This window comes from Halobacteriovorax sp. HFRX-2_2 (assembly GCF_043196705.1).
Classification (GTDB): Bacteria; Bdellovibrionota; Bacteriovoracia; order Bacteriovoracales; family Bacteriovoracaceae; genus Halobacteriovorax_A.
Map to the genome: position 1 here is coordinate 161383 of NZ_JBEBMT010000001.1, position 12675 is coordinate 174057.

At 38.1% G+C, this 12675-nt stretch carries 14 protein-coding genes and 1 tRNA gene; 5 read left to right on the top strand and 10 right to left on the bottom strand.

Annotated features, from left to right (window positions below):
* Positions 1-230 precede the first annotated feature (230 nt).
* The 5 genes from ABMA79_RS00735 to ABMA79_RS00755 all read right to left on the bottom strand — a co-directional run bounded on the left by ABMA79_RS00735 (position 231) and on the right by ABMA79_RS00755 (position 3742).
* Positions 231-306 (bottom strand) — tRNA-Gly (locus ABMA79_RS00735).
* 117 nt (positions 307-423) lie between these two features.
* Entirely contained in the window at positions 424-1602 is a 1179-nt protein-coding gene (locus ABMA79_RS00740) for an APC family permease (protein ID WP_393089457.1), read from the bottom strand.
* 47 nt (positions 1603-1649) lie between these two features.
* Positions 1650-2579 carry a KamA family radical SAM protein gene (locus ABMA79_RS00745; protein ID WP_393089460.1) on the bottom strand — a complete coding sequence of 310 codons (930 nt, stop codon included), beginning with the start codon at positions 2577-2579 and terminating at the stop codon, positions 1650-1652.
* On the bottom strand, positions 2576-2842 hold the full coding sequence (locus ABMA79_RS00750) for a hypothetical protein (protein ID WP_393056596.1): 267 nt from the start codon (positions 2840-2842) through the stop codon (positions 2576-2578). Before ABMA79_RS00750 ends, ABMA79_RS00745 begins: the two co-directional genes overlap by 4 nt.
* A gap of 15 nt (positions 2843-2857) precedes the next feature.
* Positions 2858-3742 (bottom strand): exonuclease domain-containing protein, encoded by an 885-nt coding sequence (locus ABMA79_RS00755; protein WP_392990050.1) that lies wholly within the window; start codon positions 3740-3742, stop codon positions 2858-2860.
* Positions 3743-3884: 142 nt separating this feature from the next.
* On the opposite strand from ABMA79_RS00755, the gene lpdA reads away from it, so the two are divergent.
* Both lpdA and sucB read left to right on the top strand, forming a co-directional pair.
* Entirely contained in the window at positions 3885-5273 is a 1389-nt protein-coding gene (lpdA, locus tag ABMA79_RS00760; RefSeq protein ID WP_392857307.1) for a dihydrolipoyl dehydrogenase, read from the top strand.
* Positions 5274-5293: 20 nt separating this feature from the next.
* Complete coding sequence (gene sucB / locus ABMA79_RS00765) at positions 5294-6949, top strand: 2-oxoglutarate dehydrogenase, E2 component, dihydrolipoamide succinyltransferase (protein ID WP_393056595.1); 1656 nt, start codon at positions 5294-5296, stop codon at positions 6947-6949.
* Positions 6950-7014: 65 nt separating this feature from the next.
* On the opposite strand, the gene ABMA79_RS00770 is transcribed toward sucB, so the two are convergent.
* Positions 7015-7629, bottom strand: a complete 615-nt coding sequence (locus ABMA79_RS00770) for a hypothetical protein (protein WP_393089462.1) — start codon at positions 7627-7629, stop codon at positions 7015-7017.
* 93 nt (positions 7630-7722) lie between these two features.
* A complete protein-coding gene (locus tag ABMA79_RS00775) occupies positions 7723-8454 on the bottom strand; it encodes an SAM-dependent methyltransferase (protein ID WP_393056591.1) in 732 nt (243 codons plus the stop codon).
* A 120-nt stretch (positions 8455-8574) separates the two neighbouring features.
* Between ABMA79_RS00775 and ABMA79_RS00780 the strand changes: the two genes are divergently transcribed.
* On the top strand, positions 8575-8709 hold the full coding sequence (locus tag ABMA79_RS00780; protein WP_021265781.1) for a hypothetical protein: 135 nt from the start codon (positions 8575-8577) through the stop codon (positions 8707-8709).
* Here the strand turns inward: ABMA79_RS00780 and ABMA79_RS00785 are convergent.
* Together ABMA79_RS00785 and ABMA79_RS00790 are read right to left on the bottom strand one after the other, a co-directional pair.
* Positions 8689-9441, bottom strand: coding sequence for an endonuclease I family protein (locus ABMA79_RS00785; protein ID WP_393089465.1), 753 nt, complete (start codon positions 9439-9441; stop codon positions 8689-8691). The two genes, ABMA79_RS00780 and ABMA79_RS00785, sit on opposite strands and share 21 nt — an antisense overlap.
* A gap of 132 nt (positions 9442-9573) precedes the next feature.
* Positions 9574-10392 (bottom strand): endonuclease I family protein, encoded by an 819-nt coding sequence (locus ABMA79_RS00790; RefSeq protein ID WP_392857293.1) that lies wholly within the window; start codon positions 10390-10392, stop codon positions 9574-9576.
* Positions 10393-10624: 232 nt separating this feature from the next.
* Between ABMA79_RS00790 and ABMA79_RS00795 the strand changes: the two genes are divergently transcribed.
* The gene (locus ABMA79_RS00795; protein ID WP_392857291.1) at positions 10625-11029 is read left to right on the top strand and encodes a hypothetical protein; all 405 of its coding nucleotides are present in this window, start codon (positions 10625-10627) and stop codon (positions 11027-11029) included.
* Here ABMA79_RS00795 and ABMA79_RS00800 read toward each other — a convergent pair.
* Positions 11026-12273: a replication-associated recombination protein A gene (locus tag ABMA79_RS00800; RefSeq protein ID WP_393089468.1), complete on the bottom strand. Its 1248-nt coding sequence runs from the start codon at positions 12271-12273 to the stop codon at positions 11026-11028. The genes ABMA79_RS00795 and ABMA79_RS00800 overlap by 4 nt on opposite strands.
* Before the next feature lie 163 nt (positions 12274-12436).
* Here ABMA79_RS00800 and rpsU point away from each other — a divergent pair, with 163 nt between their 5' ends.
* Complete coding sequence (rpsU, locus tag ABMA79_RS00805) at positions 12437-12661, top strand: 30S ribosomal protein S21 (RefSeq protein WP_021266202.1); 225 nt, start codon at positions 12437-12439, stop codon at positions 12659-12661.
* Positions 12662-12675: the final 14 nt, after the last annotated feature.

The window sequence follows — 12675 nt, forward strand, 5'->3', positions numbered from 1 at the left end:
ATAGGATCTTAATTTGAATTAAAGAATGGAGCGCGTGATACTGAATGCGCAAGCATTCAGCAAGATTAGCAAGCGTTAGCTCTGCGTATCTTCGATAAATATATAGGATCTTAATTTGAATTAAAGAATGGAGCGCGTGATACTGAATGCGCAAGCATTCAGCAAGATTAGCAAGCGTTAGCGCTGCGTATCTTCGATAAATATATAGGATCTTAATTTGAATTAAAGAATGGAGCGCGTGACAAGATTCGAACTTGCGACATCCACCATGGCAAGGTGACACTCTACCAACTGAGTTACACGCGCTTATTTGAGTGAGAAGAAATATATTGCTGAGAGAAAAAGTTGTCAATACTTATGGAATAAAAAAATCTAAGAAAAAGTTTAAATACTTAATTTTACAATCAAATTACCCCCGTACAATTAACTAATAAGAAATAATATATTTACTACGACGGCCAAAATCGGACTCCAAAGATATTTAATTTTGACCTGTTTATTCTTTATTCGAATGAAAATGAGAGAAGTATTAACAAAAGTGAAGACTATTAGAATGATAAAGCTTGTGGCCATGGCCAGCGACTTTAATTCAAAAAAACTTATGAGTAAGGTGATGACGACAGCGATGACAAGTGTTGCATAGATAGGAGTTTTTGTTCTTTCATTAACCACAGATAGAAAGCTCATCCACTTATAGGGGTGGCGAAGGCCATAGAGTATTCGAGAACCCATAATCACTTGGGCCATAATCCCGTTGAATATCGCAAAAACTCCTATCAGACTAATAACGAGGGGATTGCCTCCATGATGAACATACATATCTTTGATTGGAGCAGAGCTAGTGTTTAATTTATTTAAGGGAATACTTGAGATTGCAACAACGGCCACCAAGATGTAGAGAATTGTTGAAGTGAATAATGCAATATATATGGAGCGACTAATAGTGACTCCTGCAACGGTCGTTTCTTCAGCAAGGTTTACCATGTCTTCAAAACCAATAAAGGCATAGAATGCAATAAAAGCTCCAGTAACGATTGACTGAGATTGATTCCAAGAAAGACTTTCTAGCATTACTGGAATCATGAAGTCATTTTCAACAAGCTCAGGCCATGCCACTAAGCAAACTAAAATAAGTCCAGTAACTTCGATAAGAGTAAAGACAATAACTAGATTGATTGATTCCTTGATTCCTTTGATGGCGAGAAGGGTGATTATTAGAATGACAAGGGCGGCAATGAGAGAATCGGGGAGGTTTATAATTACTTTGAAATAACCAATAAATGCCTTAGTTAATGTCGATGCACTAACAACGCCAGTAAAGGCCACTAACCAGCCGACGATATTTGATAGACTCAGGTTTTTAAACCCTTGGTAAACGTACTCTGCTTCTCCTGCACTTTTTGGATGGAGCTTTACTAGTTGTGAGTATGATACTGCTGTTAAAGAAGCGATGAGTGCAGAGATTATAAATGAAACTGGGGCCAGGACTCCCGAGGTTGCAGTAATCTTTCCAATTAGCGAATAAATTCCTGCTCCTAAAATTGTACCAATACCATACAAAGAAACTTGAAATGTATTGAGAGTTCTTTTTAATTTTGCCATATTGCGAATTTTAAAAAAACTCTAAGTTAATTAAAACTCTATTTAAGTTATAAGTTGCGCTTTCCAGAGCCATCTGGTGAATCAAGAATATACTGAGGCAGTAACCAGCCTGGAATTTGGCGGCGTAGCTTGCGGTAAATCTCACGGCCTGCTTCTTGTGAGAGATAAAAGTGCATGGCACCCTTTGCCTGATCAGGGTGGTGGAGATAGTAAGGTCTCACCCCAAGTTCATGTAGTGCATAAATCAGTTTTACTAAATCATCTACACTATCATTTACGCCTTTTAACAGTACTGATTGTGAAAGCAGAGAAAAATTGCTTCCAAGTCTTGCAAGACAATCACGTACATCACTTGTGATTTCATCTGCGTGATTAATGTGAATAACAATATTGATATCGTTAAAAACTTTTTTGTAATTGTTTAGAACTTCAATCACTTCATTACCAATATAATTTGGAAGAGAGGCCGGAGTTCTCGTATGAAAGCGAATGAATTTAATATGCTCTAATTTACTAAACTCACTTAAGTAGAAATCGATCTTTGAAGCTGCAAGCATGAATGGATCACCTCCAGAGAAGATGACTTCATTAATTTCTGGATGGGCCTTAAGGTAAGTCATAACTTTTTCAAAGTCGGCCTTAAAGATTTCATGCTTGTCACTTAATTCGTTCTTTCTAAAACAGTAGCGGCAAATTACCGGACAAATTGTCGTCGGTGTAAAGAGGGCGCGATTATCGTAGCGATGAATAAGTTGAGGAGCGACATACTTTTCTTGGTCACCGATAGGGTCTTCAAGCCCTGTATCAGAGTCCTCTTCATGCGAAGGAAGAAATTGTTTGGCGTGGATGCCGTCTAGACCTTCTTTCTGAATGATTTCATTTATATGATCTGGAATAAATACTTCGTAACGAGATGGTTCTAAATTAAGACCAAAGCGAGCATTGACTTCATCTGTGCTGCGAAGTCCTTTTCTCATTTTTGATCTTGATCTTCTTGATTTCTTTGTGCTTCTTCGTACTTCTTAATGTCGTTTAAATGATGCCATTTGGCCCAAGCTGCACAACCACGAATAAGTAGGGCACCGTAAAGTGCAATTCCTGTAAAGTGAAGCATTACACTAACCGTTGAAAGAACACCTGTGTTTTGAAGTAACCAGTAAATCCAATAGAGTAAGGCGATGTGAATGATGAAGATCACTACAAATTGGATTTTATATGAGATTGATTTTCCTGCTAACATGGCGTCTTTATATAACTACTTTGAGTCATTTTCAACATGCTCACGGATTTCTTGAATCTTTTTAATGGCAAAAGACTTGTAGATATCTGTAAGTAGGCAGTGAGCGTAGAGAACATCTCCCGCTGGCATGGGAAGTAAGGCAACAGGTTTTATTGGTCTAAACTTACCTTTGTAAGTTCCACCCTTATACTTGATATCAATCACTTCTTGTTTAGCAATATGTTGCTGAAGTTTTTGAATCGTTTCAGGAGCTTCTGCAATATTGGCCTTTCTGAAATCTTGAATATTTAAGATTTCACCTTCTTTGAGCTGACGATTCGACTTTACTTCATCGAGAGTTTTAGCAAAAACTCGCAGACACGCGACTGTGTCGTCTAGTGCACGATGGTGGTTCTCAAGTGGAATATCAAAATGTTTACACAATGAACTTAGTTTATGGTTCTCGCTTCCTTTGACATATTTACGAGAAAGCTTGCATGAGCAATAAACTTTAGCTTTATGTAATTCCATCTTAAGTTGATGCATGGCAAAGACGATAAAGCCTATATCAAATTTTGCATTATGGGCCACGAGAGTGTGAGTTCCACAGAACTCAAGAAATTTTGGTAAGACCTCTTCAATTGAAGGAGAGTCTTTAACCATCTCATCAGTGATACCATGGATTTTTGTTGTGAATTCTGGAATTGGATTTTTAGGTTTTACAAGGGTTTCAAAAGTTTCGATTTTGTTCCCGATGACTTTAATAGCCGCAATTTCAATGATTTCGTCAACTAAAGGGGAGAGTCCAGAGGTCTCTAGATCGAGTGCTATAAGGCCTTCTGGGAAATACTTATTGATATTTTTAATTTCGCTCTGTGTAAAATTAATGATAATCCCTTTAAGTTGGCTTATAGAGGGCAGTTACAACGATTTGTAAATATTAACGAATCGTAGCAACGTGTCATGCCAATTTTAAATAATTTTAGTACGTTGAAGAACCTTAAATCTTAACTTTTATTACTGATTATGGGCCTTATGGTCAATAGTTTGAGGAAATATTTTTATGAAGAAATTTGATGTTATTGTTATTGGTTCTGGGCCTGGTGGATATGTCGCCGCTATTCGTGCAGCCCAACTTGGAAAGAAGACTGCTATCGTAGAAAGTAAAGAGCTTGGCGGTGTTTGTCTTAACCGTGGATGTATTCCAACTAAAGCGGTTCTTAAAGCAGCTCACAGTGTACACGAGCTTGCTGATATGAAAGATCTTGGTATTGATGTTGAACTTAAAGGTTTAAACGGTGGCCAAGCAGTTAAGCGTGCAAAGGGAATCTCTGCTAAGATTTCTGGTGGTGTTGCTTACCTAATGAAGAAAAATAAAATTGAAGTTTTTGAAGGATACGGAAAACTTCGCACAAATACACAAGTTGAAGTTACTTCATCTCGTGGTCACACTGAAACAATTGAAGGAACAAATATCATCCTTGCAACTGGTGCTCACTACCGCTCATTCCCTGGACTTGAGCATGATGGGAAGAGACTAATTGGTGCTTGGGAAGCGATTAAAATGGAAGAGCTTCCAAAGTCAATTGGGATCATCGGAGCAGGTGCAATTGGTGTTGAGTTTGCTTACTTCTGGAATGCGTTTGGTGTTGATGTTCATATCTTTGAACTTCAAAAGCACTTACTTCCAATTGAAGATGAAGAGTCATCTAAAGTTGTAGAAAAAGCATATAAGAAATACGGGATTAAAATGTCTCTTGGTGTTGAAAAAGTTTCAGCTAAGAACAATGGTAATGACGTAACAATCACTGAAGTAAAAGGTGGAAAGACTGTTGAGCATAAGTTTGATATGGGTCTAATCGCTGTTGGTATGACAGGAAATATCGACGGTATCGGGCTTGAGACTGTTGGTGTTCAAACAGATCGTGGATTTGTTGCCGTAAATAATACTTACCAAACAAATGTACCTAATATTTACGCAATTGGTGACCTTGCTGGGCCACCACTTCTAGCGCACGCAGCTTCTCACGAAGGTATTATTGCAGCAGAAGCAATTGCAGGTCTTCATCCACACCCACTAGATAAGATGAATGTTGCTGGTTGTACTTACTGTCAGCCACAAGTTGCATCTGTTGGTTACACAGAAAGAGCTCTTAAAGAGCAAGGTATTAAATACTCAGTTGGTAAGGTTCCATTTACTGCAAATGGTAAGGCCATGGCATCTAACGAAACAGAAGGGTTTGTTAAAACTCTTATGGGTGAAGATGGAGAAATGCTTGGTGCACATATTGTCGGTACTCATGCAACTGAACTTATTCACGAGTATGTACTGTTCAGACAAATGGAAGGTGTTGATGAAGAAATGTTCGCAACAATTCACCCACACCCAACTTTAGGTGAATTCCTAGCTGAGTCTGTGTTAAACGCTAAAGGTAGATCAATAAACTTTTAATTTATATATAAGGACTGAATATGAAAAATGATATCGTAATGCCACAAATGGGTGAGTCTATTACAAACGGAACGATTACAAAGTGGCACAAGCAAGTTGGTGACACGATTGAAATCGATGAGATCCTACTAGAGATCTCGACTGATAAAGTTGAATCAGAAATTCCATCGCCATTCTCTGGAAAGATCGTTGAGATTCTTTTTGAAGAAGGTGAGACTATTGATGTTGGTGTAAAAATCGCAGCAATCGATGATGATGCAAACGCAGCTGTATCGGCAGCTCCAGCGGCACCTGCTGCTGAAACACTTCCTCCAACTCCTGAGGCAGCACCAGCTCCTGCAGCAGTAGCTTCTTCTTCAGATACTCTTGAAGATGTTGTTATGCCACAAATGGGAGAGTCAATCACTAACGGTACAATTACTAAGTGGCACAAGCAGCCAGGTGATATGATTGAAATCGATGAAATTCTTCTTGAGATCTCGACTGATAAAGTTGAATCAGAAATTCCATCACCATATGCAGGTCGTGTTGAACAAATTCTTTTTGAAGAAGGTGAGACAATTGATGTTGGGATTAAAATCGCAGCTATCGAAACAGATACTTCTAAAGCATTTGGTGCAGCAGCGACTACGACAGCAGCAGTAGCAAGCGCTCCAGCAGCGGCAGCACCAGCGGCAGTTGCAGCAGCTCCTGTAGCAGCAGCTTCAGTTCCAGCAGGACGTCGTTTCTACACACCACTTGTTAGAACTCTTGCTCAAAAGCACGGAGTTGATGTTAATGAATTAGCACACCTTAAAGGTAGTGGAGCAGGCGGACGTGTTAACAAAGCTGACTTCATGAACTACCTAAATAATAGAGGGGCAGCTCCTGCTGCAACAACTTCAGCTCCAGCAGCGGCACCTGCGCCAGCGGCAGCTCCGGCTCCAAAAGCAGCACCTGCTCCTGCAGCAGCTTCAGTTCCATCTGCAACAAGCGGACGTGTTGAAGTTATCAAAATGGATAATATGAGAAAAGCGATTGCTAAGAATATGATCGCTTCTAAAATGACTTCACCACACGTTAATTCAATTGATGAAGTTGATATGACGAACCTATTTAAGTTTAGAGAAGGGTTTAAGAACCAATTCAAAAAAGAAGAAGGTTTCTCTCTAACTTATACTCACTTTATTCTTTATGCTCTTGTTCAAGCACTTAAAGAGTTCCCAATGGTTAACTCTTCAATTGTTGGAGATGAGATTCATATGAAGAAAGATATCAACCTTGGATGTGCTGTAGCTGTTCCTGGTAATGGTCTAGTGGTTCCAGTAATCAAAGGTGCTGATAACTTAAATATTAGAGGTATGGCAAGAAAGCTTGATGAGCTTGTTCAAAAGGCAAGAGCTAAGAAGCTTACAATGGATGATATGTCAGGTGGAACTTATACTTTCACAAATAACGGATCATTTGGAATTCTTGCAGCAACTCCAGTTATCCTTCAACCACAACTTGGTATCTTCTGTGTTGGTACAATGAAGAAGCGTCCAATTGTTACTGAAGATGATGCAATCGCAATTCGTCAGATGATGTATGCAACTCATACATATGACCACAGACTAATTGATGGTGAGATTGGTTCTAAATTCCTTAGACACGTAATCAACACTCTTCAGACTACTGATTGGGCACAATTATTCTAAGAAGTTTTAAATTTTCATAATAAGAAAGGCTACCGATGGTAGCCTTTTTTAATTCCTATTTCGTTCTAATTCAACTCTTTATCAATTTCAATCTTTGGCCTATTTGTCTTGATCGTAACGTTAAATTGGCATTGGTAGATATCTTTTTTCTCATTCTTTTCAACGTAGCAATTAAGGTGCTTTCCTTTTCTTACCTCGTATTTTTTATTTCCAATTGTGTGATAGCTCTCGGCGATAAGATCGAGCTTATCCCAGAAGCGTTTCGCTAGATGGGAATCAAATTTGATTCTTAAGGTATTATTATCGTAGCTAATAGTTGATTTTCCATTGGCCTTTGAGGTTCCAAGAAATTCACTAATAGTGCCTTTTCCAAAATCCGTATCCTTGTCAAAGGCAGACAATTGTCCGCTTCCGAGACCATTCAAGTAAAGGTGACAATGAAATTTATGACTTGGTTCTCGAACACAAAAGAAATACTTGTGGTAGCGAAAGACAAGGCCATGGACGAGATCGGCATAGGTATTCTTAACAGGTAGGCCTAGAAAGATTTCCCTCGCATATTTTGAGTCCACAACTGAGAACTCATTAACGTGACTAGAAACGGCAATACCTGAGACTTCAGCAGCAAAAGTTTTAAAGGTTAGGATAAGGGCAAAGGATATCAGTACTAGCTTCTTCATAACTATGAACTATAGATTTCATCGATATTGAAGTAAAACAAGTTCACAAAAGCTTAACAAAGAAAACAGTTGGCCAACAAACTAAATTTCTAACTACTTATAAATAGTAACAAGGCTTCGATACATCTTCTTGGCCTTGTGTGACTCAACATTCTTATTAATCTCGTTGAACTTAGTACGATATAGGTTTGAATTTCCTTCAGCGATAAAATCAGGGGCCAGCTTTTCTAGCAGCTCCTTGGCCTTATTATTAAAAATAAGATCATCTTGAGTGAAATCCTGAACTTCAAATTTATCCTTATACTTATTAGCTAAGGCCTTACCAAGTCGAGTCTTGTGAAATGGCCTCTCAGAAGTATAGGTGAGGATGAATCTTCCCTTTGGCTTTAGGCTGTCCATAACCTTATTTAGAGTGCGATAAAGGTCATTTAGCATATAGAAGCCATCTAGTGAGATCACAAGGTCAAACTCGTTTTCTCCCAGCCATGTTGTTTCATAATTTGCTTCTTTATACTCATGATCACTTTCAACTAAATCAAATCCCTTGGCCTTTAGCTTGTACTTTTTGGCAAAGTAAGATGTTAACTGACCTGTACCACAGCCAATATCGAGAACTTTCTGATGAGGCTTAAAGTGGGATGTTAGGGCCGAGAATTGCTTCTTTGAAAGGTTATTTTGCATGAAACAGTCAATTCCATGCATTTCTTTACAGTATGTTAGATATGATTGTGATTCTTTTGCAAAACGGTAGTAATTTGAAAAGGCCTGCTTTGCTTTAGCGTTGAATCCCTTCTGACTAAGTAATTTTCGAATTATTTGAAACATAGTTTTTTATACTCCTATTTTCTTTAAAATTCTATCTTCATGAAATCTTAATCAATTAGAATTTGTGAGAACTTTAATTAAGTGTTTAAAATATATTAAGAAGCCAAATAGGAGGTTCCTATGATTAAGTTTTTAGTATTTTTAGGTTTGCTTGTGACTTTAGCGAATGCTGCGGTGACGACGGTATTTATTGACGGCCTCAATTTACAAGGCCGCCAAAAAGTTGAAAATATATTAGAAGTCTTTGATATCTGAAACTAGCTCAGGAAAGTCGATAAAAGGATTTCTATTTCCTTGAATCCTCTCGATTTTATCATTGCGTTCGATCTCTTCGCTATCTACTGGATCTTCCGCATGCCATCTTCTTAGGTAGCTTTCCATTCTACTATTAATCTTTGCTCCATAGCGTGTCGCAAAATAGAACATTGCACGAGCAACGTTACCTTTGTGCTCTGTAGGTGGCTCAAAGTAGTGTCCATCTGAGTGAGAAGCAAAGCAATCTCTTGTCGCACTCTTTCCACTTTTAATATCACCAAAGTCATTTGAGCTACGTACGCTATTTGCTTTAGAGTCAGTTGGGAAGAGGTGGTGTAAATCACCCTTTTGTAGCTTTGAGCTAAAACCACCTGTAAATTTCGACTGAGGCCAAGTGTGCTCACAGTTTACAATTTGGTGGTTAGGAATTCTTCCATTACCAATCGGTCCAATATTTGGAGTTCTTTCGTTGAATACTTTATTACAGTAAACGCCTTTTACATAAGGTTGGTCACTTTCATCGTATCTTAAATGTAATTCATTAAATAGGTAGCGCTTGGCCTGAGAGTATGAATTTTTTGTGTGATTTTGGCTGGTAATTTTCTGTAGTTCTGTTCTTAGGTTTTCATTCTTTAAGAGATCATTTGCGATATCTGCTTTAAATGATTCCGGATAATATCCGGCAGTGGTCGTTAGGGCCAATAATGCCACTACTAAGAGTCTTAATTTCAAAATCTAATCCTTGATAATGTTCCTGTACATAAAAGCATCTCAAAGATAAAAGGTTTTGCAAAATAAAAAATCAAATAGAAAGGCCTTCTTAACAGAAGGCCAATATTAGTACTGAAATGGATTAGTCAATTATTAGAAGTTATTGATCTTATCAGCTAGGTTAGCGATATCAATAAATGGGTTTCTGTTATTTTGTACAGAATAGATAATTTCGTTTCTTTCTCTTTCTTCAGCATCAACTGGATCAAGCTTGTCCCACTCTCTAAGAACTCTTTCTTGGTTGCTTGAGATTGAGATATCGTATCTTACAGAGAAGTAGAAAAGTGCTCTTGCAACATTTCCTTTGTGATCTGCTGGTGGCTCGAAAGCACCGTTACCTTGAGTTTGAGAAGCTGTACAATCTTCGTAATCTACTGGGAAACCATCTACATTATCAAATTCGTAGTTACCTCTTACAGAGTTTGCTTTTGAATCAGTTGGGTATAGGTGGTGTAGGTCAGACTTTTGAAGTCCTTTATCAAAACGACCAGTAAATTTAGATTGTGGCCAAGTGTGCTCACAGTTAAGAACGTTTGAGTTAGGGATTTGCCCTGGACCCATTGAACGAGTTTGGTATCTTCTTAGTGTCTTTTGGCAGTATACATCTTTAATGTAGTAACCTTTATCATCTTCTTTTAAGTGGATTTTTCCGAAAAGAACTTTTCTAGCACCTTTGTATCCAAGGCTTCTTTGGCCATAACAACGACCTTTGTTTTTAGAGTCGCAACCAAGTACGTCTTGAGAGTTTGTCTTTTGGTGAGTTGAGTTTAGAACTTCAAAAAGGTAACTCTTTAGTTCTTCTCCACCTCTAGAAAGAACATCTTTTGTTTCTTTTGGGTAGTAGTTGTCTAATTCTGCAGCATTACTCGTAAGAGCGAAAAGTAGTGTTGATAGAACGATTGCGATTTTCATCAAATCCCCTTTGGTGTTTGTGTGTGTGAAACTTTTATATGACATAATTATTAAATTGGCTAATAGGAATCTTAAGTTTTTCTAATAAAATCTGACACAGAATCTATTTTCAGCTATTAGACGCATTGCTCTTAATGAAACTTTGACAAAAGTTCCGAAAAATCTGGATTTATTTAGTGCGTTTTTGTATAAGTCACCAAAGAAAATAACAACACTATTAGGCTAACTTAATATGAAATACATCTTACTTGCATCATTGCTTATATCTTCAAGTGCATTTGCTTACACTAAGACAACTCTTAATTGTATTAAGAAGCTAACATATGATCTTAATGTCGATAGCCGTGCCTTTAAAGTTAATACAGATGAGGTTGATGCAGATATTGATTTCGAGGGAAGACCTCTAGATGAAGCAATTGCTATCATTAGAACGACTCTTGAGCTTAATGGATGTAATAGTCATAACACAATTAACTTCTCTAAAACACCATCAGGGCGTGCTAAGAGCCGTTGTGTAGAGCTTGTTCCTGGACAAGACTATTCAATGAGCTGCTATGTTGAATCGAATATGGGATTCTTCTTTGTGACAAAAGATCTACAAACAGACGCTTTTGTTGTTTATTCTCGTTGGGATTAATCACCCCATAATTCTGATAAGCGCTTTTTAATATTATTCTCAACACCTATCTCTTTAGGTTGATAGAATTTTGGTGTTCCTTTTGGAGCATATTGCTGTCTTACAAATGAGCCCTCAAAACTATGCGGGTACTGATACTTTACCTTGTGAAACTTATCTGGAAAATTCTTTAAATGCTCAGGAACCTCAATCGTCTGTGAGTTTTCAACGTAGGCTAGGGCCTCGTTTATAGCATTATAAGCAGCATTACTCTTAACTGTACTGGCAAGATAAGTCGTCGCTTGAGCGAGTGTGATTCTTGCTTCAGGCATTCCAATATTTTGCACAACATGAAGGGCATTCGTTGCTACTGTCAGTGCATTTAGATCAGCATTACCAACATCTTCACTGGCAAAGATAACAAGTCGTCTGGCAATAAAGACAGGGTCCTCGCCACCATCAAGCATAACAGCTAACCAAAGAATGGCCGAGTTAGGGTCACTTCCGCGCATACTTTTAATAAAGGCAGAAATCACATCATAGTGACGATCTCCACCAGCATCAAAATTACGAGAGTTCTCTTTGATGATATTTTTAACAGTTTCAAAATCAATTTCGTCTTCTTGCTCAAGAAGAGAGAAGATAACTTCTAAACTACCAAGAGCGATTCTTGCATCACCATTTGCGTAGTCGCAAATAAGTTCGAGATACTCTTGCGATAGATCCTTTTCAAGCTTACTGATCGTTCTCTTTATAAGTGAGCGAATCTTATCTGTTGTAAATGACTTAAGCTCAATGATCTTCATGCGCGACAGAAGAGCTCGATTCACTGAGCGACGTGGATTTTCAGTTGTTGCACCAATTAGAATAAAACTACCTTGCTCAACGTGAGGAAGTAGAGCATCTTGTTGGGCCTTATTAAAGCGGTGTATTTCATCAATAAAGATAATGGACTTTCTTTGGAAGTCGCGGGCCTCTTCCTGGGCCTTTTGAATAAGCTTCTTTAGGTCTGCAACACCTGATAAAACGGCGCTGAATTCATAGAAATTTGCATGAATTTCATTACCTAAGACCTTTGCCAGAGTCGTCTTTCCACTTCCTGGAGGTCCCCAGATAATAAGAGAAGGAATACTTTCACCTCTAAGAAAGGGAAAGCGCCTAGCAAGCGCGTCAAAGCCTTCATAATCCTGTCTATTCTCAGGTCTAACCTGATGGGCCAGGGGAGTAACTTTGTTGTCTTTTGCGTTAAATAAGCCTTGTTGCATATATTACCTATTCGTTATTGGCCATTGACACACTGTGGGGCCGTCGTGTAATTTAACATACCAATTAAAGCTAGACAAAATTTGCATGTAGTAACGTGCTAATAAATCTCGCAAATGCGTCGTTAAAGGCGTTGAGAAAAAAAAATAGAAGGAGGTGAATGTTATGTCTAAAGATTACTCAATCAAAATCGAGATCGATGAAAGATTAAGTGCGGAAAGAGCTCTTAAGAAATTCAAGAGATACTGCGAAGCTTTCGGTGTTATTAGAGAATACAGAAAGAGACAAGAGTATAAGAAGCCTTCTATTAGAAATAAAGAAAAGCTACAAGCGGCTGAGAAGAGAAGAAAGAAAACTCAGACGAAGTACAGTAGAGGTTCTAAAATCTAATTTGATTTAAATTT

What these genes read in the sequence shown, in the direction of transcription:
- ABMA79_RS00740 (WP_393089457.1), bottom strand. Translation starts at nt 1,602, where the DNA reads ATGGCAAAATTAAAAAGAACTCTCAATACATTTCAAGTTTCTTTGTAT.
- ABMA79_RS00745 (WP_393089460.1), bottom strand. Translation starts at nt 2,579, where the DNA reads ATGAGAAAAGGACTTCGCAGCACAGATGAAGTCAATGCTCGCTTTGGT.
- ABMA79_RS00750 (WP_393056596.1), bottom strand. Translation starts at nt 2,842, where the DNA reads ATGTTAGCAGGAAAATCAATCTCATATAAAATCCAATTTGTAGTGATC.
- lpdA (WP_392857307.1), top strand. Translation starts at nt 3,885, where the DNA reads ATGAAGAAATTTGATGTTATTGTTATTGGTTCTGGGCCTGGTGGATAT.
- sucB (WP_393056595.1), top strand. Translation starts at nt 5,294, where the DNA reads ATGAAAAATGATATCGTAATGCCACAAATGGGTGAGTCTATTACAAAC.
- ABMA79_RS00770 (WP_393089462.1), bottom strand. Translation starts at nt 7,629, where the DNA reads ATGAAGAAGCTAGTACTGATATCCTTTGCCCTTATCCTAACCTTTAAA.
- ABMA79_RS00775 (WP_393056591.1), bottom strand. Translation starts at nt 8,454, where the DNA reads ATGTTTCAAATAATTCGAAAATTACTTAGTCAGAAGGGATTCAACGCT.
- ABMA79_RS00780 (WP_021265781.1), top strand. Translation starts at nt 8,575, where the DNA reads ATGATTAAGTTTTTAGTATTTTTAGGTTTGCTTGTGACTTTAGCGAAT.
- ABMA79_RS00790 (WP_392857293.1), bottom strand. Translation starts at nt 10,392, where the DNA reads ATGAAAATCGCAATCGTTCTATCAACACTACTTTTCGCTCTTACGAGT.
- ABMA79_RS00795 (WP_392857291.1), top strand. Translation starts at nt 10,625, where the DNA reads ATGAAATACATCTTACTTGCATCATTGCTTATATCTTCAAGTGCATTT.
- ABMA79_RS00800 (WP_393089468.1), bottom strand. Translation starts at nt 12,273, where the DNA reads ATGCAACAAGGCTTATTTAACGCAAAAGACAACAAAGTTACTCCCCTG.
- rpsU (WP_021266202.1), top strand. Translation starts at nt 12,437, where the DNA reads ATGTCTAAAGATTACTCAATCAAAATCGAGATCGATGAAAGATTAAGT.